The organism is uncultured Sulfitobacter sp. (genome assembly GCF_947497275.1).
Taxonomy (GTDB): domain Bacteria; phylum Pseudomonadota; class Alphaproteobacteria; order Rhodobacterales; family Rhodobacteraceae; genus Sulfitobacter.
Window position 1 is genome coordinate 56,183 of the sequence record NZ_CANMFS010000008.1, and the last position, 25,274, is coordinate 81,456.

Annotated in this window: 25 protein-coding genes; 13 read left to right on the top strand and 12 right to left on the bottom strand. The window is 62.1% G+C overall.

Annotation, left to right across the window (positions count from 1 at the left end; translation table 11 throughout):
• Positions 1–7: 7 nt before the first annotated feature.
• On the bottom strand, positions 8–697 hold the full coding sequence (rpe, locus tag Q1A06_RS15925) for a ribulose-phosphate 3-epimerase (protein ID WP_299565850.1): 690 nt from the start codon (positions 695–697) through the stop codon (positions 8–10).
• 144 nt (positions 698–841) lie between these two features.
• On the opposite strand from rpe, the gene Q1A06_RS15930 reads away from it, so the two are divergent.
• The 8 genes from Q1A06_RS15930 (at position 842) to Q1A06_RS15965 (ending at position 7,584) form a co-directional block, all read left to right on the top strand.
• Positions 842–1,864 (top strand): ABC transporter substrate-binding protein, encoded by a 1,023-nt coding sequence (locus Q1A06_RS15930; protein ID WP_299565853.1) that lies wholly within the window; start codon positions 842–844, stop codon positions 1,862–1,864.
• Between the two features lie 61 nt (positions 1,865–1,925).
• Entirely contained in the window at positions 1,926–2,690 is a 765-nt protein-coding gene (locus Q1A06_RS15935; protein WP_299565856.1) for an ABC transporter ATP-binding protein, read from the top strand.
• The gene (locus Q1A06_RS15940) at positions 2,668–3,468 is read left to right on the top strand and encodes an ABC transporter permease (protein ID WP_299565859.1); all 801 of its coding nucleotides are present in this window, start codon (positions 2,668–2,670) and stop codon (positions 3,466–3,468) included. Before Q1A06_RS15935 ends, Q1A06_RS15940 begins: the two co-directional genes overlap by 23 nt.
• A gap of 54 nt (positions 3,469–3,522) precedes the next feature.
• Positions 3,523–3,735: a DUF2945 domain-containing protein gene (locus Q1A06_RS15945; RefSeq protein ID WP_299565862.1), complete on the top strand. Its 213-nt coding sequence runs from the start codon at positions 3,523–3,525 to the stop codon at positions 3,733–3,735.
• Positions 3,732–4,691 carry a DNA topoisomerase IB gene (locus Q1A06_RS15950; protein WP_299565865.1) on the top strand — a complete coding sequence of 320 codons (960 nt, stop codon included), beginning with the start codon at positions 3,732–3,734 and terminating at the stop codon, positions 4,689–4,691. Before Q1A06_RS15945 ends, Q1A06_RS15950 begins: the two co-directional genes overlap by 4 nt.
• A gap of 109 nt (positions 4,692–4,800) precedes the next feature.
• Positions 4,801–6,012, top strand: coding sequence for a PLP-dependent aminotransferase family protein (locus tag Q1A06_RS15955; protein ID WP_299565868.1), 1,212 nt, complete (start codon positions 4,801–4,803; stop codon positions 6,010–6,012).
• Positions 6,013–6,052: 40 nt separating this feature from the next.
• Positions 6,053–6,700 carry a DUF1007 family protein gene (locus tag Q1A06_RS15960; RefSeq protein ID WP_299565871.1) on the top strand — a complete coding sequence of 216 codons (648 nt, stop codon included), beginning with the start codon at positions 6,053–6,055 and terminating at the stop codon, positions 6,698–6,700.
• Positions 6,685–7,584 carry a hypothetical protein gene (locus Q1A06_RS15965; RefSeq protein ID WP_299565874.1) on the top strand — a complete coding sequence of 300 codons (900 nt, stop codon included), beginning with the start codon at positions 6,685–6,687 and terminating at the stop codon, positions 7,582–7,584. The genes Q1A06_RS15960 and Q1A06_RS15965 overlap by 16 nt, the downstream gene beginning before the upstream one ends.
• A gap of 12 nt (positions 7,585–7,596) precedes the next feature.
• Here the strand turns inward: Q1A06_RS15965 and Q1A06_RS15970 are convergent, their stop codons facing one another.
• From Q1A06_RS15970 to Q1A06_RS16005, 8 genes are all read right to left on the bottom strand, one after another.
• A complete protein-coding gene (locus Q1A06_RS15970; protein WP_299565877.1) occupies positions 7,597–8,577 on the bottom strand; it encodes a type II secretion system F family protein in 981 nt (326 codons plus the stop codon).
• Positions 8,578–8,587: 10 nt separating this feature from the next.
• Positions 8,588–9,544: a type II secretion system F family protein gene (locus Q1A06_RS15975; protein WP_299565880.1), complete on the bottom strand. Its 957-nt coding sequence runs from the start codon at positions 9,542–9,544 to the stop codon at positions 8,588–8,590.
• Positions 9,545–10,969, bottom strand: coding sequence for an ATPase, T2SS/T4P/T4SS family (locus Q1A06_RS15980; protein WP_299565883.1), 1,425 nt, complete (start codon positions 10,967–10,969; stop codon positions 9,545–9,547).
• A 37-nt stretch (positions 10,970–11,006) separates the two neighbouring features.
• Positions 11,007–12,335: an AAA family ATPase gene (locus Q1A06_RS15985; protein WP_299565886.1), complete on the bottom strand. Its 1,329-nt coding sequence runs from the start codon at positions 12,333–12,335 to the stop codon at positions 11,007–11,009.
• Positions 12,336–12,345: 10 nt separating this feature from the next.
• On the bottom strand, positions 12,346–12,969 hold the full coding sequence (locus tag Q1A06_RS15990) for a TadE/TadG family type IV pilus assembly protein (protein WP_299565889.1): 624 nt from the start codon (positions 12,967–12,969) through the stop codon (positions 12,346–12,348).
• Positions 12,966–13,454 (bottom strand): TadE/TadG family type IV pilus assembly protein, encoded by a 489-nt coding sequence (locus Q1A06_RS15995; RefSeq protein ID WP_299565892.1) that lies wholly within the window; start codon positions 13,452–13,454, stop codon positions 12,966–12,968. Before Q1A06_RS15995 ends, Q1A06_RS15990 begins: the two co-directional genes overlap by 4 nt.
• Positions 13,451–14,923 carry a pilus assembly protein TadG-related protein gene (locus tag Q1A06_RS16000; protein WP_299565895.1) on the bottom strand — a complete coding sequence of 491 codons (1,473 nt, stop codon included), beginning with the start codon at positions 14,921–14,923 and terminating at the stop codon, positions 13,451–13,453. The genes Q1A06_RS15995 and Q1A06_RS16000 overlap by 4 nt, the downstream gene beginning before the upstream one ends.
• Before the next feature lie 92 nt (positions 14,924–15,015).
• Positions 15,016–15,228, bottom strand: coding sequence for a hypothetical protein (locus Q1A06_RS16005; RefSeq protein ID WP_299565898.1), 213 nt, complete (start codon positions 15,226–15,228; stop codon positions 15,016–15,018).
• Positions 15,229–15,572: 344 nt separating this feature from the next.
• On the opposite strand from Q1A06_RS16005, the gene Q1A06_RS16010 reads away from it, so the two are divergent.
• From Q1A06_RS16010 to Q1A06_RS16025, 4 genes are all read left to right on the top strand, one after another.
• Positions 15,573–16,424 (top strand): helix-turn-helix transcriptional regulator, encoded by an 852-nt coding sequence (locus Q1A06_RS16010; RefSeq protein WP_299565901.1) that lies wholly within the window; start codon positions 15,573–15,575, stop codon positions 16,422–16,424.
• Complete coding sequence (locus Q1A06_RS16015; RefSeq protein WP_299565903.1) at positions 16,421–16,906, top strand: prepilin peptidase; 486 nt, start codon at positions 16,421–16,423, stop codon at positions 16,904–16,906. Before Q1A06_RS16010 ends, Q1A06_RS16015 begins: the two co-directional genes overlap by 4 nt.
• Positions 16,907–17,143: 237 nt before the next feature.
• Positions 17,144–20,326, top strand: a complete 3,183-nt coding sequence (locus Q1A06_RS16020; RefSeq protein WP_299565906.1) for a CHASE domain-containing protein — start codon at positions 17,144–17,146, stop codon at positions 20,324–20,326.
• A 110-nt stretch (positions 20,327–20,436) separates the two neighbouring features.
• On the top strand, positions 20,437–20,802 hold the full coding sequence (locus Q1A06_RS16025) for a response regulator (RefSeq protein ID WP_299565910.1): 366 nt from the start codon (positions 20,437–20,439) through the stop codon (positions 20,800–20,802).
• 194 nt (positions 20,803–20,996) lie between these two features.
• Here Q1A06_RS16025 and Q1A06_RS16030 read toward each other — a convergent pair whose 3' ends face one another.
• Both Q1A06_RS16030 and Q1A06_RS16035 read right to left on the bottom strand, forming a co-directional pair.
• On the bottom strand, positions 20,997–21,350 hold the full coding sequence (locus Q1A06_RS16030; protein WP_299565913.1) for an Hpt domain-containing protein: 354 nt from the start codon (positions 21,348–21,350) through the stop codon (positions 20,997–20,999).
• Positions 21,347–22,330 carry a response regulator gene (locus Q1A06_RS16035; protein WP_299565916.1) on the bottom strand — a complete coding sequence of 328 codons (984 nt, stop codon included), beginning with the start codon at positions 22,328–22,330 and terminating at the stop codon, positions 21,347–21,349. The genes Q1A06_RS16030 and Q1A06_RS16035 overlap by 4 nt, the downstream gene beginning before the upstream one ends.
• A 215-nt stretch (positions 22,331–22,545) precedes the next feature.
• Between Q1A06_RS16035 and Q1A06_RS16040 the strand changes: the two genes are divergently transcribed.
• Positions 22,546–23,484 (top strand): LysR family transcriptional regulator, encoded by a 939-nt coding sequence (locus Q1A06_RS16040; RefSeq protein ID WP_299565919.1) that lies wholly within the window; start codon positions 22,546–22,548, stop codon positions 23,482–23,484.
• A gap of 354 nt (positions 23,485–23,838) precedes the next feature.
• Here the strand turns inward: Q1A06_RS16040 and Q1A06_RS16045 are convergent, their stop codons facing one another.
• Positions 23,839–25,269, bottom strand: a complete 1,431-nt coding sequence (locus tag Q1A06_RS16045; protein ID WP_299565922.1) for a HAMP domain-containing sensor histidine kinase — start codon at positions 25,267–25,269, stop codon at positions 23,839–23,841.
• Positions 25,270–25,274 lie beyond the last annotated feature (5 nt).

A 25,274-nucleotide genomic window follows, 5' to 3' on the forward strand; every position in this document is an offset into this window, starting at 1 on the left:
AACGGGTTCAGACGTAGACGCCTTCGGCGGCGGCGCGGATCGCGCGGATGTTTTCGCCGTAAGGGGCCGGATCGGAAACCGATCCTCCCTTGAACACCGCCGAGCCAGCAACCAGCACATCAGCGCCAGCCTGCGCGACCATCGGTGCTGTCACCGGATCGACGCCGCCGTCGATTTCGATGTGGACGGGCCTGTCGCCGATCATGCTGCGCAATTCTTGGATCTTGGCGCTCATGTCGATGAATTTCTGGCCGCCGAAGCCGGGGTTGACCGTCATGACGCAGATCAGATCCGTCAGATCCAAGAGATGCGCGACAGCGGACGCCGGGGTGCCGGGGTTGAGCGCGACGCCCGCTTTGCACCCGCTCGCGCGGATCGCCTGCAGGGTGCGGTGGATGTGCGGGCCGGCCTCCACATGGGCGGTCAGGATGTCGGCACCGGCACCGGCGAAAGCGTCGATATAGCTGTCGACGGGCGAGATCATCAGATGCACGTCCATCACACCCTTGATGTGGGGTCGGATCGCGGCGCAGGTTGCGGGGCCGAAGGTGATGTTGGGGACAAAATGACCGTCCATCACATCGACATGGATCCAGTCGGCGCCCTGCGCCTCGACCGCGGCGCATTCCGCGCCGAAGTTGGCAAAGTCGGACGCAAGGATGGACGGGGCGATCTTGATCGAACGGTCGAAACTCATGGGGGCCACCTTTGGCAAAAGCACTGTTGGGGCGGGTCATAGCGGCTGTGCGGGCGGCGTGCAATCGCGGGCCGGCACGGGCGCTTGACTCCGCGCACCCGGAGGGGCCAAGTTTGCGCCAGATATTTCCCGGGAGGAACCACCATGAGCCATTTGACACGTCGCCAGACCCTTGGCGGTCTTGCCGCATCCGCCGCCGCCCTCGGGTTGGCCGCGCCCGCCATAGCGCAGGGGCGCAAGATCACGCTGGGCGCGCTGCCGTTCACCAGTCACGCGGGCACCTTCGTCGCCGCCGAGCGGGGGTATTTCAAAGACGCGGGCCTAGATGTTGATCTGCGGTTTTTCCAGGCGGCGCAGCCGATGGCGGTGGCCATCGCGTCGGGGGATGTGGATTATGCCGTGACGGCGATTTCAGGTGGCCTGGTATCGCTGGCCGACAAGGGCGCGATCAAGGTGATCGGCGGCGCGTTGCAGGAAGAGCCGGGCATTGACGGTCAAAAGTTCCTCGTCTCGGACGCGGCGTTTCAAGCGGGGATCACGGAACCCGGCATGCTGGACGGGAAGTCCTTTGGCGTGACGCAGGCGGGGTCGTCGTTTCATTACATGGGGTCCAAGATGGCGGCGGCGGAAGGCATCAGCCTGTCGTTCAAGCCGCTGCAAAAGGTCGGCGCGATCATCGGTGCACTGAAGTCGGGGCAGATAGACGCGTGGTCCATCGTGCCGCATATCGCCAAACCGCTGTCCGGATCGGGGGCCGTTCACATGATCGGCAACGTGTCGGATTACCTGCCAGATTATCAGGTAACGACGGTGTTCACCTCGACCGTCAACGCGGGCGAGGAAAAACAGATGACGCAGGATTATCTGGCGGCCTATTCCAAGGGGGTGGCCGATTACAACGCCGCGATGATCGCGCGCAGCGGCGGCGAGGAAGGCGTGAACGAGATGGTCGCGCTGCTGCACAAATATGTCTACACCGACCGGCCTCTGGAAAAGGCGGCACCGTCGATCATCAACGGCACCATGCGGATAAACGAGGGGGCGGCGATGAATGTAGCGTCCGTGCGCGACCAGCTTGAGTGGTTCCAGTCCGAGGGGTTGGTGGATGCGGATATCCCGCTCGACGCGCTGATCGACACCTCGTATGTGGAGACAGCAGGCGCGTAAACCGCGCGACAGGCGGGCAGGGGCCGGGCCGCGTGTCCGGCCTTTTTCATGGGAGAGAGCGATGGATCTGAAGCTGCAAGAGGTCACGCACCGCTATGGTGACCGCGACGTTCTGCGCGATGTGACGCTGGATATTCCGACAGGCCGGATCACTTGTATCGTTGGACCATCAGGCTGTGGCAAATCCACGCTGTTGCGGCTGCTTGGCGGGTTGGAGCGGCCCACGCACGGCGACGTCGTGCAGGTTGGAAGCCCGCCCGAAGGGTGCCTGAATGCGCTCACCTACATATTCCAGGACTTCGCACTGCTGCCGTGGCGCACTGTGGCGGGCAATGTGGCGCTGGTGCTGGAGGATCATCGCCTTGGCGCGCGGCAGGCGCAGATCATCGCCGATGTGCTGGAGCGGACGCGGCTGACGGATTTCGCGAGCGCGCTGCCCAAGCAGTTGTCGGGCGGCATGAAACAGCGGGTCGCCATCGCGCGGGCGCTGGCGGTCAATCCGGCGGTAATGCTGATGGACGAGCCGCTGAGCGCGCTCGACAGTCAGACGCGCGAGTTGCTGATGGACGATTTGGTGGGGCTGTGGACGCGGACACCTTTCACCGCTGTCTATGTGACGCACAATCTGGCGGAGGCGGTGCGCCTGGGCCACCGGATCGTGGTGCTGTCGCGCCGGCCGGGGCAGATATCGGAGATCGTCGAGATTGACGCGCCGCTGCCCGAGCGCCGCCACGGCGACGCCGCGCTGGACGCGCAACAGGCGTATCTGTGGGGGTTGATGCGCGACGAGGCGGCGGCGGCAGATGCGGAGCTGGTCCATGTCTGAGCGGGTTCCTTTTCGCGGCGGGGGGTTCGCACCGGTCCGGGTGCGGGGTCTGGGAATCGCGGTGTTCGTCGTGCTGATCGTGTTGGCCGAATGGGGCACGCGCGCGGGCTGGATCTCGTCGCTGACGCTGCCGCGCCCATCGGACGTGCTGGCGACCTTTGGCGAGCTTTGGGACTCGGGGTTGTTGTTCAGGCATCTGCTGCCGTCGCTGTCGCGGCTGGCGGTCGGCGCAATTCTGGGGGCGGCTCTGGGCATCTCCGTGGGGGTGATGATCGGACTGTTCGCCTATGTGCGGGCGGGGCTGGTGCCGTTGGTGGCGGCGCTGTTCCCGATCCCCAAGATCGCGCTGCTGCCGCTCTTTGTGATCTGGTTCGGCATTGACGAAGCGAGCAAATACGCCCTGATCGCGTTTGGCACCTTCACGCCGACGGTGGTGGCGACCTATGCGGCGGTGGACAACGTTGACCGGACGCTGATCCGGATGGGGCAAAGTTTCGGCCTGTCGTGGTGGTCGATCGTGCGCAAGATCGTGCTGCCCGGCGCGATGCCGGGCATCCTGTCTGGTTTGCGCATTTCGCTGACCATCGCCATCATCCTGCTGGTCGCCGCCGAAATGCTGGGCGCGGAATACGGGGTGGGGGCCTACATCCTCGAAGCGGGGAGCCTTTATGATCTGGAGCGGCTGTTCGCCGGTGTGGTGATCCTGTCGGTGATGGGCGTGCTGGTAAGCGGCATCATCGGTGTGCTGGAACGCCGCATCCTGCGCTGGCGGGTTTAAGGGAACCAACCGCTGCACGATTTGGTTTGTCCGCGCACAGGAGGAGAAATCAGTATGGCACATTCCGAAGGCGACAAAGTCGAATGGGACTGGGGCGACGGCACCGCGACAGGCACCGTGCAAAAGACCTATACCCAGAAAATCACGCGCAAGATCAAGGGAACCGAAGTGACCCGCGATGGATCGGGTGACGATCCGGCCCTGTTCATCGAACAGGAAGACGGCGACGAGGTGCTCAAGCTCAGCTCGGAGGTGCGCGCCGCGTGAGCGGGGATCTGATATATTATTCAGACGACCAGCCCGGCATCCGGCGCAAGCGGCACGGGCGCGGGTTCACCTATCTTGGCGTCGACGGGACCACCATCGCGCGCGGTGCCGAGCGGACACGGTTGGAGACTTTGGCCGTACCGCCCGCCTACGAGAACGTGTGGATGTGTCCAGTACCGAACGGTCACCTGCAAGCGACGGGACGTGATGCACGGGCGCGCAAGCAGTACCGGTATCACGATGAATGGGCGGCAGAGCAGGCGCGTACCAAGTTTGACGGGCTTGTCCCTTTTGCACATCTGTTGCCCCGTCTGCGCGCGCGCGTCAGCCGCGATCTGGAAGAGGAGGCGGGCGCGCGGATCTTCGCGTTGGCCGCCGCAGTCACCCTGATCGACCGGACGTCGATGCGGGTGGGCAGCAACGACTACACCCGTGAAAACGGCAGCTACGGCGCGGTCACTTTGCGGCGAAACCATATCACGCTCGACAACGAGGGGATCATGCTGCGCTATACCGCGAAGGGCGGCAAGAAAGTACGCCGCCGTCTGCGCGACCGCACGTTGGGCCGGGTGCTGCACAAGATCGGTGATCTGCCCGGTGCGCAGGTGCTGGCGTGGGTTGACGAGAACGGGGAGCCGCAGTCTCTGGGATCATCCGCGCTTAACACCTATATCGCAGATGCGGTGGGCGAGAGCGGCATCACCGCGAAGACCTTTCGAACCTGGGCCGGGACGGTCGCGGCGTTTGAGGTCGCCGAGAAGGGCGGTGCCACGATCAAGGCTATGGCGGACGCGGCGTCGGCGCGGCTGTCCAACACGGCGACAGTGGCCCGAAACAGCTATATCCATCCGGCCGTGATCGACCTTGCGGGATCCGACCGGTTGGAAGGTCCGGATGCCGGTAAATCGGGTTTGCGGGCATCGGAAAACCGATTGCTGGCCTATCTGGAAACCTGAGAGTCGATGGTTTTCGACAGGTCCGGTTTAGATGTATAGGTAAAAGGCATTGACCTAATTCGCAAATCCATGTTCAGGTTCCGGCGACACGGTGTTCGGGGAGGGACAGATGGATTGGCACGGTATTTTCGCGTCACGCAACGACCGCATGAAGGCGAGCGAAATTCGCGAACTTCTCAAGCTGCTGGACCAGCCCGACATCATTTCGTTCGCCGGTGGTATTCCCGACCCCGATCTGTTCCCGGTGCAGGCGTTTCAGGAGGCCTTTGCGCAGGCGCTGTCGCCAGAGAAACAGGCGACGGCGCTTCAGTATTCGGTGTCCGAAGGATACGGCCCGCTGCGTGACTGGATCGTTACGGAAATGGCGCGGCTGGAAATCCCGTGTACGCGCGACAACGTCCTGATCACCTCCGGGTCGCAACAGGCGCTCGATTACCTGGGCAAGCTGTTGCTGAGCCCCGGCGACACGGCGTTGGTCGGCTGGCCCACCTATCTGGGCGCGTTGGGTGCGTTCAACGCCTACGAGCCGCGCTATGATCGGCTGGACCCCGAAACCAACCGCTCGGCGCAGGATTACGCCGAAGCAGCGGGCGCGGGCCGGGTGAAATTCGCCTATATGTCCGTGGACTTTGCGAACCCGACCGGCAAGACGCTGGGCGCGGGAATGCGCGAGCGGGTCATTGACCTTGCCGATGCGCTGGACATGGCGGTGATCGAGGACGCCGCCTATCAATCGCTGCGCTACGAGGGGGAGCCGCTGGCACCGGTGCTTGCACGCGAAATTGCGCGCAAGGGGGATATCGACGCCTGTCGTACGCTCTATTGCGGGAGCTTTTCCAAAACGCTGGCACCGGGCCTGCGGGTCGGCTGGGTGTGTGGCGCCCGCGAGGTGATCAGCCAGCTTGTGCTGCTCAAACAGGCGGCGGATCTGCACAGCTCAACAATCAACCAGATGGCGATCGCCACGGTGGCGGAGGCGCAGTTCGACGTACATGTGGACAAGATCAAGACCGCCTACCGTGCGCGGCGTGACCGGATGCTGGCCGCCCTTGAGGCGCAAATGCCCGAAGGTGTCAGCTGGACCCGGCCCGAGGGCGGGATGTTCGTGTGGCTCACGCTGCCGGACGGGATACGCGGTGACGATCTTCTGGCGCGCTCTCTCCGGACAGAGCGGGTGGCGTTCGTGCCGGGACATGCGTTTTTCGCGGATGGATCGGGGGCCAACACCATTCGCCTGAGTTTCAGCAGCACCGACGAGGCGACGATCGACGCGGGCATCGCGCGGTTGGGTGCGCTGATTTCTGCCGTAGCGGCTGAGTGAGCGATTGAACGCATGCGCACACGCGCATAAAGTGCGCGCCATGAGATTTCCGCTGGCCCTTGCCTTGATCACCCTTGCGGCCCCGCTGGCTGCGCATCCGCACATTTTCATCAACACCGGACTGAAGGTTCTGATCGACGAACAGAACCGTCTGACCCATGTCGAGGTGACATGGGAATACGACGATCTGTATTCGCTGCTGGTGACCGAGGATCTGGGGATAGATGCGGATTACAACGGTGTTCTGACCGCGGAAGACAAGGCCAGGCTGACCGGTTTCGACATGCAGTGGATCGAGGGATACAACGGGGATCTGGTGGCCGCGCTGAACGGCGCGCGACTGGATCTGTCCGGTCCGTCCGCCCCGACGGCGACGCTGGACGATGGGCGGGTGATCACGACCCATGTCCGCGCGGTCAACGGCGCGCCGGTAATGGATGGCACGCTGAGCCTGCGGCCCTACGACGGCAGCTACTACACCGCCTACGACGTCGAACGCCCTGTAACCGTCGAGGGGCGAACAGGCTGTGATATCCTGCAGGAGATGCCGGACATGGACGGCGCGCTGGCGATGACCAAGGCGGAGCTGAGCCAGATCCCCGAAGATATCGACCTTGCCGATGAAGGCTATGGCGATATCGGTGCGCGGTTTGCCACGGACGTACGGATCACATGCGCCGCGCTCTGAGCATTGCGGTGCTGCTCGCCGTTGTGGCGTTGGGTTGGCTGTGGCTTGGCGGCGGGTTCGATGCGCTGGCGGTCTGGGCTGCCGAGTGGCAACGCGCGTTTCAGAACGGCATCGCGCGGACCCTGCGGGCCCTGCGCGGGGGCGAGCCGGGGGCTTATGCCGCGTTGATGACAAGCTGTTTCGCCTACGGGTTTTTCCACGCCATCGGGCCGGGGCATGGCAAGCTTTTGGTGGGCGGCTACGGCGTGGCGCGGGCGGTGCCGATGCTGCGGCTGTCGCTGATCGCGCTGCTGTCAAGCCTAGGACAGGCGGTCACGGCGGTCGTGCTGGCCTATGCGGGCATCTGGCTGCTGGGGCTGACCCGCGATGCGATGATCGGTGCGGCGGAACGGACACTGGCCCCGCTGAGCTATGCGTTGATCGCGGGTATCGGCGGGTGGCTTTTGCTGCGCGGCGCGCGGCATCTGTGGCAGGCGCGCGCGCCCCATGACCATGCGCATACCGGTGATGGTGCTGCGTGCAGCAGCTGCGGGCACAGCCACGGCCCCTCGCTGGAGGAAGCAGGGGCCGCCACCAGCCTGCGCGAAGCGTTGCTGCTGATCGGGGGCATCGCCGTGCGCCCCTGCACCGGGGCGCTGTTCGTGTTGTTGATCACGTGGCAGATGGGCATTGCGGCGGCGGGCATCGCGGGTGCCTTCGCGATGGCGCTGGGCACCGCGTCTGTCACGGTCGCAGTCGGTATCGCGGCCAGCGGTTTTCGCGGCGGGGTCTTGCGCAGTGTTGCGGGGGCGCGGTCGCTGGTGTGGATCGTGCCGGTGATCGAAATCGCGGCGGGCGCTTTCGTGATCGTGCTGTCCGTGGGATTGCTCGTTCGGGCGTTGTGAAGGCCCGCCCGATCAATAGATCGACATGTAGCGGATGATGATTGGCGTCAGCGTGATCAGGAACAGGGCGGGCAGCATGAGCACCGACATCACACCCGACATCTGCACCGGCAGCTTGTTCGCCTTCTCCTGCGCGTTCAGCTCGCGCAACTGGCGCATTTCAGTGGCGTAGGTCCTGAGCGCACTCGTCAGGCTGGTGCCGAATTGCAGCGACTGCACGATCACGAGGGCAAAGGATTTAGCCTCGTCGATGCCCATCCGGTCTGCCATGTCGAAAAGTGCGGCCTCGCGGTCGCGGCCGGCGCCGATCTCGATCTGTAACAGCACGAATTCATAGGCGATTTCCGGGGCGACCCGACCCAGTTCCTTGCCGACCCGCGTGATCGCCGCATCAAAGCCCAAGCCAGCCTCGACCGAGATCTGTACCAGATCGAGTGCGTTCGGGAACGCTTCGCGGATCTTCTGTTGCCGGGCCTTGATCCGGCTTTTGAGCCAATAGCCCGGCCCGTAGAACCCCACACCCGCGCCGATTGCCGCGATTTGCAGCAGCCGCAAAGGTGCGGTCGTGAGGATCGCGTCCGCCATCCCCGCTGGCAGCAACTGCGCGCGCGCCAAGGCGACACCGGCGAACACGAGCACTGGCGTGGCAAAGGCGAGCAACAGACGGATGAGAAAGAACAGCTCGACCACGTCCGGGCGTTCGAACCCCAGTTTGCCAAGCTGGAACCGGATCTGCATCCGCTCCGAGGGATCTTCGGGGATTAATGCTTTCTTCCAGCCGGTGGGCGCGCGCTCGTCGCCCTTGGTCAGGGTCGGCTGATCGGCGTCGCGGTTGTTCATGGAGGCGGACACCCGGCGGATCCGGGCGGCCGTCGTGTCGCGCATTGCGTAGAGACCGGCGGCACCCATCAACAAGAGCACCGTGGCGATCGCCGCGAAGGAAAGCATCAGCATCTCGGAGGAGGCAACGCGGGAAAGTGGGATATCGAACATCTGCGCGCTCCTAGATCCTGAAACTGACGAGCTTGCGCAGCGCAAGGAAGTTGCCGATGACGAGCGCCACGATGATCCACGCGATGGGCGCGTAGAGCGGATCGTCGCTGACGTCGCCGTAGTATTCGGGCGAGGTGAGCGATGTGGCGAGGTAGATCAGAACCGGGAGTCCCGACAGCACATAGGCCGACATGCGCCCCTCGGACGAGATTGCCCTGACCTTGCGGCGCATGATGATGCGGTCGCGCACGACTCTCGACAGGGTGCCCAGCATATCGGCAAGATTGCCGCCGGTGCCGTGCTGGATCGAGATCGAGACGAACAGGTATTCGACGTCCTCCTGCCCGGTCCGTTCAGCGAAATCGCGAAACGCGTCCGCGAGGTAGTCTCCGTGGCTGATCTGATCGGACAGAAGGCGAAACTCGGAGCCGACGGGATCAGCCATCGTGCGCCCGACGTTGGCGATGGTGGCATTGACCGGATGGCCCACGCGCAGGCCGCGCATCATCAGGTCCAGCGCATCGGGAAGCTGCGCGGTCAGCAGCTCCATCCGTTTGGCGTGCCGGCGTTTGATGATCCACAGCACAATCGCAGCGGAGGTCACGAGGCCAGCGGGCAGGGCAAGAGGGAGGGGCAGGATCAGCGTTGCACCGGCGGCGAGAACCACGCCGCCAACCCCTGCCGCGAGCGCAAGCACCATTCCGCGTCCCTCCAGATTGGCGCGGCGCAGCAATAGCGGCAGATCCCCGACGATGGGCAGGATTCTTCCGCTTGACGTACGCGCGCTGGATTTGACGATTGCAGCGGCCTCGGCACCGGCCCCTTCGGGGCGCAGCGCGCGTAATCGTGCCGCACGCTTGCGGTCCTGTACCGTTTCGGGCGCAAAGATCAGCCGCGCGGCAACAACCGCCAGAAGCAGACATCCCAGCAGGCCGAACAGCACCATCAACATGAGCGTCGCGTCCATCTATGCCGCCTTTTCACCGGGAGCGAAGGCATCGGCGGCCAGCGGTACGCCGGACGCCATTAGCGCCTCGAAGCATTTCGGCCGCACGCCGGTGGCCATCATGCGCCCCCGCACGCGGCCTTCGTCGTCCACGCCCATTTTCTTGAAAACAAAGATATCCTGCATCATGATCACATCGCCTTCGATCCCGACGATCTCGGAAATGCTCATCACCCGGCGGCTGCCGTCGGACAGGCGGTTGAGTTGCAGTACGATCTGGAGACCGGCGGCGATCTGGTAACGGACCGCCTGCATCGGGAAATCATTGCCGACCATGGTGACCATCTGCTCAAGGCGGCTGACCGCGTCGCGGGCGGTGTTGGCGTGAATCGTGGTCATCGAGCCGTCGTGGCCAGTGTTCATCGCCTGCAACATGTCGAAGGCCTCGGCGCCGCGCACCTCTCCGACCATGATCCGGTCGGGTCGCATCCGCAGCGCGTTTACCAGAAGATCGCGCTGGGTGATCGCGCCCTTTCCTTCGGCGTTGGAGGGGCGCGTTTCCAATCGCACGACATGGTCTTGCTGCAACTGCAACTCGGCGGCGTCTTCGATGGTGACCATGCGCTGGCGCGGGTCGATGAAGGCCGACATCGCGTTGAGCATCGTCGTCTTGCCCGATCCTGTGCCGCCAGAAATCAGACAGTTCATCCGCCCCTTCACGGCGGCCTCGAGAAACAGCGCCGCCGGACGGCTGAGCGCGCCGTGCTCTAGCAGTTTGTCCATGCGCAGCGGTGTTTTCGAGAATTTGCGGATCGACAGGCTGGGCCCGTCGATGGCGCAGGGGCGGATGATCGCGTTCACACGGCTGCCGTCCTCAAGCCGTGCGTCGACCCAGGGTTGGCTTTCGTCGATCCGCCGACCGACGGAGGATACGATCTTGTCGATGATCCGCAACAGGTGGCGTTCGTCGCGGAACGAGATATCGGCGCGTTCCAGCAGACCCGCGCGTTCAACAAAGACGGTATCGGTACCGTTGACCAGAATGTCGCTGACCGAAGGGTCGGCGAGCAGCGGTTCCAGCGGGCCTAGGCCCAGAACCTCGTGGAGCAGCTCGTCGATCAATTGCTTGAAAGCCGGTCCGGGCATCAGCTGGTTTTGGGATTTGAGGTGGTCCGCCGCGAGGTTCGCAATTTCGCGGCGCAGGTCATCGCGGCTGACCTTGTCGAGCACGGTTAGGTTGAGCTTGTCGAGCACCAGTTCATGCAGTGCGCTTTTCAGCGCGGTCTGCGATCCGGCGGGACGCGCGAGCGGGTTGTGCGGGGGTGCGGGTGTTGGCGCGACCGGTTTCCGCGCAGGTTCCGCCGTTGTCGGCGGCGGAACGGATGGCGCAGCAGGCCGGGCTTGCGTGGGCGCATCGGGGCGGGATTGATTGAACGCTTTGAACATCTCGGGTCTCCTTTGGCCGGGTGCGCGCACGGGGCTGTCAGCTGGCCCGCGGTGCGGAAAAGATCGTTTCGCTCAACCGTGCAATGGCACGCGCCATGCCAGAGCGTTTCGCGCATTGTTGCAACGGGACGCCTAGATCGGAGGCGCGGCGGGCGGTTTTTGCGTCCATGGGGATCCAGTGCGTGAAAGGTCGCCCGATCAGCGTTTCGCATTCGCGCAGGGCAGCACTCATGAACATCGGCTTTTTCTGCTGATTGACGGCAACATCCACGGGCAGAGTCATGTGTTCTTCGGCGATCAGATCCATCAGGCGGCGCGTGCGTTTGACTGCCGGAAGGCTGGTGTCGGTAACGATCAGAACGCGGTCTGCTTTGTCGAGGACGGGGGTGATCCACGCGTCTATCGCCTGTGGCATGTCGAGGACGATATGGTCGTATCGGGCTTTGAGCGCGTCGATGAGTGCCGCAAGAGATATCGCATTCAAAGCGCCGAGCGGGGCGAAGATGTCGGGGGCGGTCAATACGTCGACGCCGCTTTGGTGTGGAACCATCGCCGTGTCGAGAAAGTCGCGCGACGCGGTTTTGGCGCCTTTGAGAAACGCGCTGGCCTCGGCGCTGTCGGGCAGATCCATGCACATCGCCACGGCACCGCTTTGAATGTCGAGATCGACAAGGGCGGTGGTTCCTTCGGGCGCGCGGCCTGCCTGCGCCACGGCAAGGTTGACCGCAAGAGTGGTCGCCCCGGCGCCCCCGCGCGCGCGCATTACAACCGTGATCTGACCCTGCGCAGCTGTCGTGCGGCCGCGTGCGGTGCGCGCATCTGTCGGGACCGGTGCGCCGTTGGACGGCGCGTCCGCGTGTGACGGGGCGGGCAGATCGGAGGCTTGCGTTTCGGGGGGATCGGCGAACATGTTTTCGGCATCGGCATCGGCATCGGCATCGGCATCGGCATCGGCATCGGCATCGGCATCGGCATCGGGTACGGTAAGGATGTCGGCGACGCCCGCTTCTCTAAACCGGTCCGCCCATGCGTCGGAAAGCTGTTTGGACGACACTGCCACGCAGTGCAGCGTCGCGTCCTGGCGCGCGAGAAGTTCGGTGACTGCGTCCAGATCGGTTGTGGGGCTTTCGCTGATCTCGAACACGACAAAATCAAGCGTGGACCAGTCGTAGCGATTGCGCACAAGCGCCTCCGCGAGGGTAGCGTTTTCCGATAGGCCGCAGACGCCAGTGTCCTGCGCCATCTCCTGTGTCATCGCGCGCGCGATGGCCGGGTTGGTCGCGACGACAAGCACGCGGGCCATCTGCCCGCAGCCGGGCACGGCATCGGCAACCTGGCGCTCGATATCATGGTGGGCAAGTGTCATAGCGGATCTCCTAGTGGATAGTCTCGGACGGGAGCGAAGCGCTCATCGAGGCGAAAGCAAAGCTGTTTCCGAGGCGGCCGCCCGCGCCACCGGCAGCGCGGGCAAGGCCGCCGAGCGGCGAGACGAAATCAAAGCGGACGTTGGTCAGCTCGACCGTGACGATAGGTGCGTAGGGCGCCCCGACCCGGTTGAGCGCGGGATCGTAGCTGTACGAGAACCGCAGATTTTCCGGCCCTGTCCCGTGCGGCATGATTGGCGCCACCCGTGCCCAGATCGCGGCGGACGTCGGGTGATCAAGAGAGCCTGTGCAGCTGACGGTATCTGGCGCATGGCACAGGCCGCTGCGGTCGGTACAGCGGGTGCCGTTGGGGATGTCGATTGACAGCGTTCCGATCAGACCGCGCCTGTTCACGCGCGGCACATCCGGACAAACGGCAGGGCGTACCGTCGCCATGCGCACGGCCTGTTCGGTCGCCTTCTCCGCCCAGACGGCTGAGAAACCGAGGCGCGCGAAATCAATGACACCGAACAGCAGCAGGAAGAACAGCGCCGCCACGATGGCAAATTCCACCAGTGCCGCGCCCGCTTCGTTGCGGACGAAAGGGGACAACCAGGGGCCTAGGGCGCGCATCATCCGATGATCCGCGTGCTGTCTGAGACCGTCGTGGTCACCGTGTCGACGTCGATCCCGCCCAGCCGCATCAGACCGCTGAACGGGTAGCGGATGCGCAGGGTCGCCGTCACCGTCGCCACGGGGGCCGCGCCGCCACGGTATGCGCCGCCGATGCAATCGAGAGAGGAGGTAACGCTGTCGATGTCGACAGCGGCGGGCAGCAGCGTGTCGCCGTCGAGATCGGTGCGCACGATCTGCGCAAGCCTGGTATCCCAACGGGTCGTGGAAGCGCCAGTGGTACAGGCGTCGCTTTCGACGACCCGGCCCAGATAACGTGTGGCGTCGCGCACGCCGGTGATTGTGGTCTGGTATGCCCAAAAGGTGCGTCCGCCCTCGACCGCGAGGCCGATGAACAACATGAAGATCGGCAGCAACAGCGCGAATTCGACCAGCGCCGCGCCATCTTCGGCGCGGTGAAAGCGAGAGAGGCGGGGCGCGGTTCTCATTCGACCAGCCGCACGACATCGCGCACCACGGTATCGAGGGCGCCGCGCCCGTCGCCGGTGCGACAGCCACTGCCGAGACAGGCGGTCACTTCGACATTCAGCTTGCCATCGGCGGCGGGGCCGAGGGCGAAGGCCTCGAAATACTGGATGACGGGGGCGCTGACACCAGCCTGTACGTCGACGTTCAGACAATCAATGGCGGCGATCACCATCAGCCGGCGTTCCGGGTCGAGTGCCGCGCCCGCGCCCAAACCGGATAGAGGTGCGCACAGGCGTCCTGTAAGCTGGTTCACCGTGTCCGTTACGGTGCCCAGAAGCCCACCGATCAAGCCGTCGCCGCCACCGCTGCCGGTGCTGATCTCGCCGCTGGCGGCCAGCTCGGCGCGATAGAAGTCAAAACGTGTCCGTGCTTCGGGGAAAGGATCAGTGCCGTCGAAATGGGCGTTGATGTAGGCAAGTCGTCCGGTTTCCCAGTCGCCGTTTCCCTGCACCGTGCAACCGCCGCCGTCAAAGCAATCGTCGGAGGGCAGGGCTACGGGACCGCCTGCGTCTGGTTGGCACAGGCCCGCGCCGTCAAGGCGCCCGGCAAAGATCGAGGGGGCCGCGGCGAAGGCGTCGCCGACAAGGCCAGAAGCAGCACCGACAGCTTCGCCAAAGCGGGTGTTGACCGCCTGCATCACGCCGTCACCGTCGAGCCCAACGGAAATTTCAAGACCCCCGCGCCCGGTACAGGCGGTTTCGGGGGTGCGCGACGCGATCAGGCAGGCATTGAGTGCATCGCCCAGAAGCCCGGCGCAGATGCTGAGCCCGTCGAGCGCATCCGTCAGATTGTTCACGACGCTAATGTTGCCGGGCAGCAGGTTGTTCACATTGACCGAGGCATCGAGTTGCAGCGTACTGCCGATGGCGGCATCCGCATCGAGGCCAATGGTCGGCGCACACATTGCGACCGGCGCGACGTTGCAGGCTTCAAGCTCGAACGTCCCGGTGGCGCGGGCCGAGGCGCGCGTGTTGATGTCCGCGTCGCGGAAGATCGCGCCGAAGCCCAAAGGTACGTGGCTGTCCACAACGGCCACATCGACGAAACGCGCCGCGCGCGGCTGGGTGGTTCGGAGGGCGGGGGTGCGAAGAAATCGGCCTTCGGCATTCGGGCGGTAGAACGTCAGGGTCACGTCGGCCCCGGTCAGCGTCTTTGACCTGGTTGTAAAAGTCTGGCTGTCGGTGATGAGAAGGCGTGCGGCGTTTTGTGCGCGGTCGATGGCATCGGTGCGGCCGTCCAGTTCCGCAGCGGATGCGAGGGCCACGCTGTCGGCGAAGGATTGCAGCTCCGATTGCGTAGTGCCGAGCCGTCCGACATCGAAAATTAGGGCCATCAGGCCCAGAAACGCCACCAGCGAGAATGCCCAGAACACCAGCATGCTGCCGCGCTCGTCGCGGGTGTAGCCGTTGAGATGTTCGGAAGGCGTCATTCTGAGGCGAACCTTTACAAGTAGGAACCAAGAACCCCGCCGCACCGTAGCGATGCGCGGCGGGGTTCATTCGTGCGGTAGTGATTTGGAGCTCAGGTGCCGGAATCCTCGGTGTCGTTGCCTTCGCCGATCGAGTCGAATACCGCGTTCGCATCGCCCATCGTGCTGTTGACGTTTCCGCCCATGGTCAGCAACGCGCCTGCGCCGACGGTAACCGCTATGCCGAGCGCGATGCCGTATTCCACAAGGGTCGCGCCTTCTTCGCTGCTGCACAGGCGGGCGAATGTTCTTTTGATCAGTGTCATTTCAGGTGTTCCTTGAACTGCGTATTGGAAGCGCGTACCGCGCCATTTGATTACATGGCGCCCGTTCGAAGAGCCGCCGATACGTTCAATTTATTATTCATTCGACCAATCCACATCGTTCAGTTGAATGAGCCAATGGGACCATTTCGGGGCATCGTGCGGGCGGAATCGCCACAAACAGGGGGATCGGCGGCTGGTTTGGGGTTGCACCCTGTTGATAGATCAACGTATTTTTGTCGCAGCCATCACCCGAATTGCACCGCTCTCAACCTGCGGCGCGACACCGCATAACGGTCTGCTAATAATTTTGCCTCACAAGATGTTACTTAGGAGTACTTGCTCAAATGCGTTCACACGCTTTGGATCGTTCACAGGTTCTGCCCTTTTCGGGTGCCAGCGACCTTCAGCACCGGATCGCGCGCAGTTTCGCGTTGATCACGGATTGGAACGCGGCCCTGCACGGGCGTTTTGCGTTGGACGATGTCGTAAAGGTGTTGATGCGTCAGACCCAGGCCGCGTACGTCGGAGTGTCGCGGCTCAGCCAGGACCGTGTCCAAACCGTTGCGAGTGCTACGCATCCTCTGGCCCACAGCACCGATATGAGGATCAGCGGTGCCACACTGCGCTATTTGCGCGATACACGTGATCTATCCGAATTACTGCCAGGATCAATTTGGCGGTTCTCCGAATTAAAGCATGACGTCGGTTTTGATCGCTCGCAGGTGGCAGAACAGATGCGGCGCGAACCTGCAGTAATTACGGTTGTTACCGTCATTCTCGAAGCCGGTGAGGATCGGATCGACGGGTTCGACATGCTTTTCGAGATTGCTCCGAAGGTCCATCCGGAATTACCGGTCAATATCATTACACAGGCGCTCGCGGATGCATGGGGGGTACGAAGCCCCGGGCTTGTATCGGGTCTGATTGGCGCGCAGTCGCGCTCTCGCGCGCGCCGGATCGACGGGCCGCGCACCGGTATTCTGGGCGAACAGAACCCGTGCCGATTGAGCCGTGCGGAGCAGCGCCTTTGTCATTTGCTGCTGGCGGGCGAGAAGGCCAAGAGCATCGCGGAGATCCTTGGGATCTCGATGGCCACGGTCCGCAGTCATCTGAGCAACATCTATTCCAAGACGCAAACGAGCGGGCAGGTCGAATTGATCGCCACAATCAACGCGGAAAGGGGAGCCGCCGCGTGAACATACCGCCCCTGCTGGCGCTGTTGCCTGCGGCGGTGCTGCTCTACATCGTTTACAGTGATCTGCGAGATCTGCGCATTCCTGACTGGAGTGTCGGACTGCTGTTTCTTTTGTTTGCGGTCGGGCAGGCGCCGGATCTGTGGGCCGTACCGCTAGCGTGGCGGGTGGTGGTTGCATTGGCGGTTTTCGGTATTTGCTTTGTACTGTTCGCGGCGCATCTGCTGGGCGGCGGCGACGTCAAGCTTTTGCCGGTGGTGCTGCTTTATGTTCCCGCAGAACGGTTGTCGTGGTACTTTCTGACATTGTCGGTCTGCGTGATCGTCACATTTTCGGTGATCCGGCTCGTCCGCCGGGCGGACCTGAACTGGCGATGGCGGGGTCTGTCGGATGACGCCCGATATCCGCTGGGACCGGCGATTGCGCTTGCGGCGCTGGTGTATACGTTCCTTGGTCAGACTGTAGAGACAATTTTAGCCGGATGAATCGACGGTATTTATTGTTTGTTATCAAGCTGGGTTTAATCGGATCGCAGTATCTGTGCTTTGCATGCAATAGTTTTGTTTCTGGCAGTAATTCAACTTAGACGTCACAGACCGGAGGGTATACAAGGTAAAGGTGTTAGGCGACATATTCTGGGTTATTGGTTTCCCGCATTGCGTGGCCCGATGCGCGGTGAACGGGTACATAAAAGGCTGAATTGAGTGTCTCGGAAAATCGGAATGTTACTTGTTCTGACAAGCCTGCTCATGAGTATGGCGCTGTTTCACTACGTCCGCAAATTTCAGAACCTGAATGCGCAATCCGAATTCAACGAGATCACCGCCGACGGCATCGACAATATCGAAGCCCGAATTAACAGCTATTCGCAGGTCCTGACCGGGATCGCGGCGCATATCGCGGTAACGGGAGCCATCTCGCGTTCGCAGTATGTCGAGTATATGGCAAGCCTTGATCTGGCGCGGGAATTTCCCGGTTTGCTGGCGGTGAATTTCATCAGCTCCGTCCTGCCGGATGAGGTGCCCGCGGTCGAGGCGGCGCTGTCGCGTGAATACGGACGCGCGGTTACGACAAAGCCTGCGACGGAAACAGCCGAGAAGATGATCGTAACACGTATTGCCCCCGAACAGGGCAACGAGGGTGTTATCGGTCTCGATACGTCGTTCGAGCCCGGACGCCGCACCGCGTTGAACCGTGCCCGCGATACGCGCGATTTTGCGCTGTCCCCGCGGATCTTTCTGGTTCAGGATGATACCCGCCAACCCGGTTTCCTGCTGTCGCGGGCGGTTTACGCCGATGCAGGCAACGGTGCGTTTATGGGCTGGGTCGTAGCACCATTCATCGGCGCGGCGGTACTGAAAGATGCCAGCGCCCAACTTGGGCAAAGCTATGATCTCATGGTATTCGATGCAGAATTCGCGGATCCGCAAGCGGTGGTCTACGCCAGCGCGACCGAAGCCGGCGGACGCATAGAGCGTAACTATAACCTGGCGCTGAACGGGCAGCTTTGGCATCTGAAATTTGTCAGCACGCCAGCGTTCGACGCGCGGTTCAACGCCTTTCTCCCGCTGGCGGCGATGGCCATCGGTCTCATGTTGACCGCACTGCTCGCTATGGCGCTCAAGTACAGTGATCTGCGCAGCCGCGCGTTGGCGCAGGTGGCCGAGCAGCGCGCGCGCCAGTTGGGGGCGCGCGAGGAAGAGAACCGAACTCTGCTCGACAGCACGGTTTCGGTGGTCATGGGGCTTGATGCCAGCGGACGGATCACCTTTGCGAACGCGGCGGCGGCGCGCTTGTTCCAGCGCGATGCCTGCGATTTCGAAGGCCGCGATTTCGATGATTTCGTTGTTCTCAAACCGGGGCGCAGCGCGGACGGATACAATGCCGAAGGATTTGCGAATAACGGCCAGACGTTGCTGCTGGATGTCGAAACGAACGGCTGGACCTCTGCGGACGGCGCGGAACAGACCACTGCGATCCTGCGCGATGTGACTGGGCAGATCACGGCGCGGCGCGAGGTTGAAACCGTGCGCAGCCGCTTTGACGTGGCGCTTGCGGGTGCCGAAATCGGCATTTTCGAGCTTGATCTCGAAACCGGCAAATCCATCGTGTCGGACACGTGGCACAAGATCATGGGCACGACCGACCTCGCTGCGGATTTCGACACGCAGGAGCATTTTCTGAATCGGGTACACCCGGATGATCTGCCGACGCTGATGGAGGCGGACCGCCGTTGCATCGACGGACACAGCAACCGCACGATCGCCCAGTACCGCGTGCGTTTCGATACGGAATGGCGGTGGATGTGTTCGGACGCGGTTGCGGTGGAACGAAACGGTGCCGGACAGGCGACCCGCCTTGTCGGAACGCAGTCGGATGTCACGGCGCTGCACCACGCGCGCAATGCGCTTGAAACGAGCGAAGCCCGGTTCCGGATGGTGGTGGAGGAAGCGCCGGTGGGCATGGCGCTGATGAACGGGCAGGGCCGTTTCAGCGGCGTCAACGTCGCGTTGGAAAAGTTCAGCGGGTATTCGGCGACCATGTTGACGGACCGCATGGGTATGTCGGACTTGTTGAGCCGCGAAGATTTCATCTGCATGTCGTCGGATGTGCGCGATATTCTTGCGACCGGATCTGGCACGACCACCTATCAGAACCAATTCCGCATTCAGACCCGCGACGAAGAAGAGCGGTGGGGCCTGTTCAACGTAAGCTGGACCTACGACAAGAACGCCGACGAGAACGTCTATATCGCACAGATCGTCGATATTACCGACCAGAAAAAAGTAGAGCAGATCAAAAGCGAATTCGTCGCGACGGTCAGTCACGAATTGCGCACGCCACTCACCTCGATCAAGGGGGCGCTGGGGCTGTTGGGGGCCACGGACGCAAAGACGATGACGGCGGGTGCGCAGCGATTGCTAGAAATTGCGCGCGTCAACGCCGACAGGCTGACCGCAATCGTGAACGATATCCTCGATCTGGAGAAGATCTCTTCGGGCGAGGTGGTTTTCGAAAGCGAAAACGTCTGCCTGAACGATCTTGTCACGGCATCTGTCAACGAGATGGGGCCCTTCGCCCAGCAGCACAACAACACGCTTGAAACCGTGGACGCCGGGAATGACATGGTCGTGCGTATCGATGCCGGCCGAACGCGGCAGGTTCTGGCGAACCTGATTTCCAATGCATGCAAATATTCAGACCCCGACACCCCGGTTACTGTCCGCTACGAGCGTTTGGGGGAGCAGGCGATCATCTTTGTTCAGAACTTTGGACCGGGGGTGCCTGAAAGTTTCCGGTCGCAGATCTTCGATGCGTTTACGCAAGCCGACGGGTCCGACACGCGGTCGAAGGGGGGAACCGGGCTTGGCCTGAACATTACGCGGCAGATCGTGGCGCGGCAGGGCGGGCGCGTAGGGTTCGAAAGCAAGAAAGACGCGGTGACCGTATTCTGGTTCACCTGCCCCCTGGTGAAGGTCGATGCCCTGGTGCCGCGCCGGCAGAAAGCGAAAGTACAAAGACCCTATACGGAAAGGTTGCGTATTCTGCACGTCGAGGACGATCACGACTTTGCCGATGTGATCAAGGCGGGTTTTGGGCCGACGATCGATTTTGTGCATGCTGAGAGCATTTCGCAGGCCCGCCCCCTGATAGAGTTGAGCCATTGGGATGTGGTGCTGGTCGACTGGACGTTGCCCGATGGCAATGCTTGCGAACTTCTCGCCGCAGTGGCTGAGCATCAGCCGCAGGCGAAGGTCGTGGGACTGTCGGCGCACACTGCGCCGTTCGAGGATGCGCGTGTGGTGTTGAACATGACGAAATCTCAAGTCGAAATTGACGTGATCGTGAAGCAGGTGAGAGACCTTGTGACAAACAGCACTGGGCCGGCGGAAAAAAAGCGATAGATAGAAGATCGGTGCCTCAGAATAGACGTTTTGATAGCCGATACGGTGGCGAGCACCGCGCGCCACCCGTTCTGCGCGCGCCTTGGAATTGACGGTAAAGGGAGGCCGGCATGTTGAAATTGCTGCACGTTGAGGATGATCCGGATATTCGTGAGATCGCAAAGCTCTCGCTTGAGTTGTCTGGCGAGTTTGAGGTGATCCAGTGCGAATCCGGTCCCGATGCGCTTCGGACCGTTGAAGGATACACTCCAGATGTTTTGCTTCTGGATATGATGATGCCGGGAATGACCGGTCAGGAAACGCTGGAACGTATGCGCGCGGTACCGCATCTTGCTAACATTCCCGCGATATTCATGACGGCGCGCGCGCAGGAAGTCGAGCACGAGGCGCTGCGTGCCATCGGGGCCGCGGAGGTGATCAGCAAGCCGTTTGATCCGATGTCATTGCCTGACCAGATCAAGGCGGCGCTGAAATAACCCACGTGCGCAGGGGCAGTCAGTTTGCACCTTGCGCCAGAGGCCCGGTGCAGGAGGAATCTCGTATCGCGCCGCGCGGTTGAACGCATAAAGGCTTCCGAAACCACGTCCGGAAGCCTTTATGAGTCTGAGTTTGCGCGGATCCGTTCGGTGCGCTTTTGATCTAATTAACTTCGGTTCGTCTCCGTCCGTCTTCAGGACGAGATTTCATTGCAACTGGCTACGAACGTATCGATTCGCCAGATTATCTCTCCGGGGCAGACGGCCAGGTCGGCGTATGGCCCTTCGAGGTGATTAATGATTTCCTGTTCGCACTGTTGTGCATTGTGCCCGAGTTCTGAAAACCCGACGGTGCCCGCCGTGCCCGCGATCAGATGCAGTGTCGCCTTTGCAGCCGTAAGATTATCGGTGATCTCCTGCGCCGTTTCTCCGTCCCACGCCGCAAGCGCGTGACGGGCGATGTCCGTCTTGCGGGCATCCAGCATATCGACAAAGCGGTCGCGGATCTTTTCCAGCCCCGGAAGCTCCAGTTTTGCCATGGCGTTCATGCGGTTCTCCCGAATTGAAAGAAGTCTGTCTTGAGGCGCTCATGCTCTTGCGCGGCTTCCTCGGCTGAGGATTGCGCCTGTCCCAGCGCATTGAGGATCTGGTCGCCGGATTTCCAGACCAGCCGGATCGCCGCGCCGGTGCTGACGCGCGGGTGCAATTCCTGACCGGTATTCGACATGATATGCGCACGGTTGAGGTACAGGTTGACCTGATCGGTAAGCCGCTCCATTTCCGGACGCCAGCCGCTTTCGGTGATGCAGACATAGGTACCGTTGCCGGCATAAGTCATGAGGAACTGGCGACCGGTCAGCGTGTCCGAGATGATCTCGGCCACGTCCTCGATCAGGAATTTGAACTCCGCGGCACTGAGCGTGCTGTGGAAGCCTTCGATCTTGCGGATCGAAAACGCGAAGACGGTCGAACCGAACAGCGAGCTGCGCGACAACTGCGCGACGTAGTTCTCCATCGCTCTGCATTCGATGACGTTATCGACGTCATGCAGGCTGATCGGGGCGTGCAATTCGACGTTTTCCATGTCCCGGTCCGGCTGTGCGCGCAGCGTCTCGGCGACGAACACTTTGGTGCCTTTCGGTTTGCGGTTGCGCACCAGGCGGTCGATCACCTCTATCCGGGTCTGCAATTCCGGCACGTCGAATGGTTTCGTCACGTAATCGGTCGCCCCGGCACCGAATGCACCGTCGATATAGCGTTTCTCCGACATCGCGGTCAGCATGACAATTGGCGTTTCCACATGGTCGGGCATCGCGCGGATCTGGCGCGCAAGCTCCATACCGTCCATCCCGGGCATCTGGATATCGAGCATGAAACAGTCGAACCCTGCCTTTGTATCCGATGCCAGCAGATCGAGCGCCTCGTTGCCCGAGCCAGCCGTCACCAGCGCGTGCTTGCCAAAGCTGGCTACAAACTGAGTCAACAACTCCAAAATGATGGGATCGTCGTCTACTGCGAGAATTTTCATGGGTATCTCCAAATTCGGCAAACTTGTTGCGCTTTGAGTGCAACCTGCTGGGGAATCGTGGCGAAAGTAGGACGTATTCCGCGCCAATAAGAGGCGATACGAAGGATTGTCTTCGGATTGGAATCGAATTTTCGGGAACCGCGTATCGGTGTGCGGTCAGGTACAGCGGTGGATGGTGTCTGGCGCTTGCCGCTGCCATGGCGCAGGATAGCGGCATGGATATCACATTGATCAAGACGTTTCTGGAAGTTTCTGCATCTGGATCCTTCGTTGCTGCGTCAGACCGGCTTTTCGTCACGCAGTCTGCCGTCAGTCTGCGCATCCAGCGTCTGGAGGACAGTCTTGGTCACGCCCTTTTCACACGCTCCAAGGCGGGCGCTTTACTGACGTCGGCGGGCAAAGAGTTCGAAATATATGCGCTGAGCCTGCTGAAGCTGTGGGAGGAGGCCCGCCAGCAGATCGCGATTCCGGACGGATTTTCCAGGGCTTTCACACTGGGTGCGCAATATTCGCTGTGGCCACGGCTCGGTTTTCGGTTGATCGACGAAATGCAGAAGCGCCTGCCGGATCTGAGCGTTCGCGCCGAAGTCGGTATGCCTGACCGGCTGACCCGGTTCTTGATCGAAGGAGTGATTCAGGCGGCTCTGACCTATACGCCGCAGCTGCGTCCGGGGTTGAAAGTGGAAGCGGTGATGGATGATGAATTGGTGCTTGTGGCGTCATGGCCTGCGACATGTCTGGATCTGGACGGCCGCTATATCTTTATCGACTGGGGGCCGGAGTTCACCCACGCTCATGCAATCTGCCTGCCGGATCTTGCCAATAGCGGCCTGACGATGGTGTTGGGTGCCCTTGGTGCGGAATACATCGTGAACCGGCGCGCTGCGGCGTATCTGCCCGCGCGTAGCGTCAAGCGGTATCTGGATGCGGGCCACTTGCATCTGGTGCCGGATGCGCCGCGATTTCCCTACCCGATCTGGGCGGTTTGGCGCGAGGATCTCGATCCGCTGGTGCTCAGGACGGGACGGGACAGTATCGCGCAGATTGTCGAGATTGCGGAGGAAGATCAGGAGCCGATGGTGGCGCACCTTGTCGAAATGGGTGGCGGGTACGACAGCGCACCGCCAGACGATAGATTTTCATCCGAGCAATAGTTTCTTCAAGAGATTGGTTTAACTTTCCCCGGTGTTACGTCGTCCGCTAAACAGGATGCAGGCAAATTCGCCGTCCGTTCGCGGGAAAGGGCCGGATTTGGTTGGCATTGAAACACAGCCTGATACGGCGCTGGCGTGCAAAATCGTGGACGCTGGGATGGGTGCGGGGCCAGATGATTATGCTTGCCGGGCTGCGGCGCATACTTGCAGTGTCGCCGAAGGGTATTGGTCACCCCTGCGTCTGATGCAAAGGCGTGGCATGATCGAAGGGTGTGGTGTGCCGCGCAGAGCACACGAACCGGCGGTATCTCGCAATGCTCCTATCTAGTCGCGTGCTTGCCATGCGGCTTTGCGTCAGACTTCGCGGACCGAGCTGAGCGGCGGTGCCGCGCGCGTTTGTTCCCGGGCAGGGGCACGCGCCGATTCCGCGATCCGGTCAAGGTCGACGAAAAAGGTGGTGCCGCGGTCCGCGTTGGGGGTGAAATCGATTTGCCCGCCGTGCGCTTCTATAATCCGCTTGGAAATGCTCAGGCCAAGACCCGTTCCGCCGGCCTTGCGGGTCGCCGAGGAATCGATCTGGCTGAAACTCTGGAACACCTTCCCACGGTCGGCTTGCGCGATGCCCGCGCCCTCGTCGCGCACCGTGATGCGGACGCGGCCGCCCAATGCATCCGCGCCGATCCGGACCTCGCAGCCCGCGTCCGAGAACTTTGCCGCGTTCGAGATCAGGTTCGTCAGCACTTGCTCCAGCCGCATACGATCGGCCCTGACGTAGAGATCGGTATCGACGGGGTGCATCGACAGGGTGACATTCAGTGAGCTGGCGTAGGGTTTGTTGTCGGCCACGGTATCGACAATCAGCGCGGCGACCTGCACGCGTTCGAAATCAAAGCGCATTTTGCCGGCCTCGATCTTTTGCATATCCAGAAGTTCATTGATCAGAACGCCCAACCGCGCCGCATTGCGCTGTGCGATACTCAACACATCGCCGGACCTGTCGGGCAGCGGGCCAAAAGCGCCCGCCACCGTCATGTCGAGAGCCGCACGGACCGAGGTAAGCGGGGTGCGCAGTTCGTGGCTGATGGTCGACAGGAATTCCGTCTTGGCCAGCAGCGCAGCCTTCGCGCGCTCGTTCTCGATCTTGAGTTGTTCCAGGTGGCACTTGCTGATGCGGTAGTAGCGCAAGGCCGCCAATGCGCTATCGACGACGAAATAAAGCACAAGAAGGCTGGTCAGGAAGGTGAACCACATTTCGGGTGCGAAGGAGGCACCGCCGAGTGCGAGACCACGCAGTGGGATCAGCAAGAACACCGCCCCGTAGACCGCGAGGCGGATCACGAGCACCGAGACGATCTGATGGCTGTTCATCGTCGCGAAGATGGCGGCGGTAAGCAGGTACAGCAGAAGCACGAATTCGCTGATCTGGCTTTGCAGAAGGGTGAGGGAGGCGGCGAAATACCCGATAATGCCGGCGCTGTAGACCGTTCCCAGGTGAATGCGGCGCAGCGTCGCGCGCACCTGGGCGGCGCAGTCGGGGTCCATGCGCCGTACGTGCGCAAATGTGGCGCGGTCGTACATTTCGGCAACAATAACCAGCACGGCCGAGATTGCCGCATGGATGATGCCGATAAACATCGCCTGCATCAGCAGTCCTGAGGTGTAGATGATCATTCTTTGGGGCATCGACGTCCGGCCCACGTCCGCGTAATCGCGGATCTGCGTGGCGCGCTGGCGTGGGTCGTCGGTGGCGGTCGCGGTGCGCCTGTGCCTCATGCGGGTGATCATAGCGG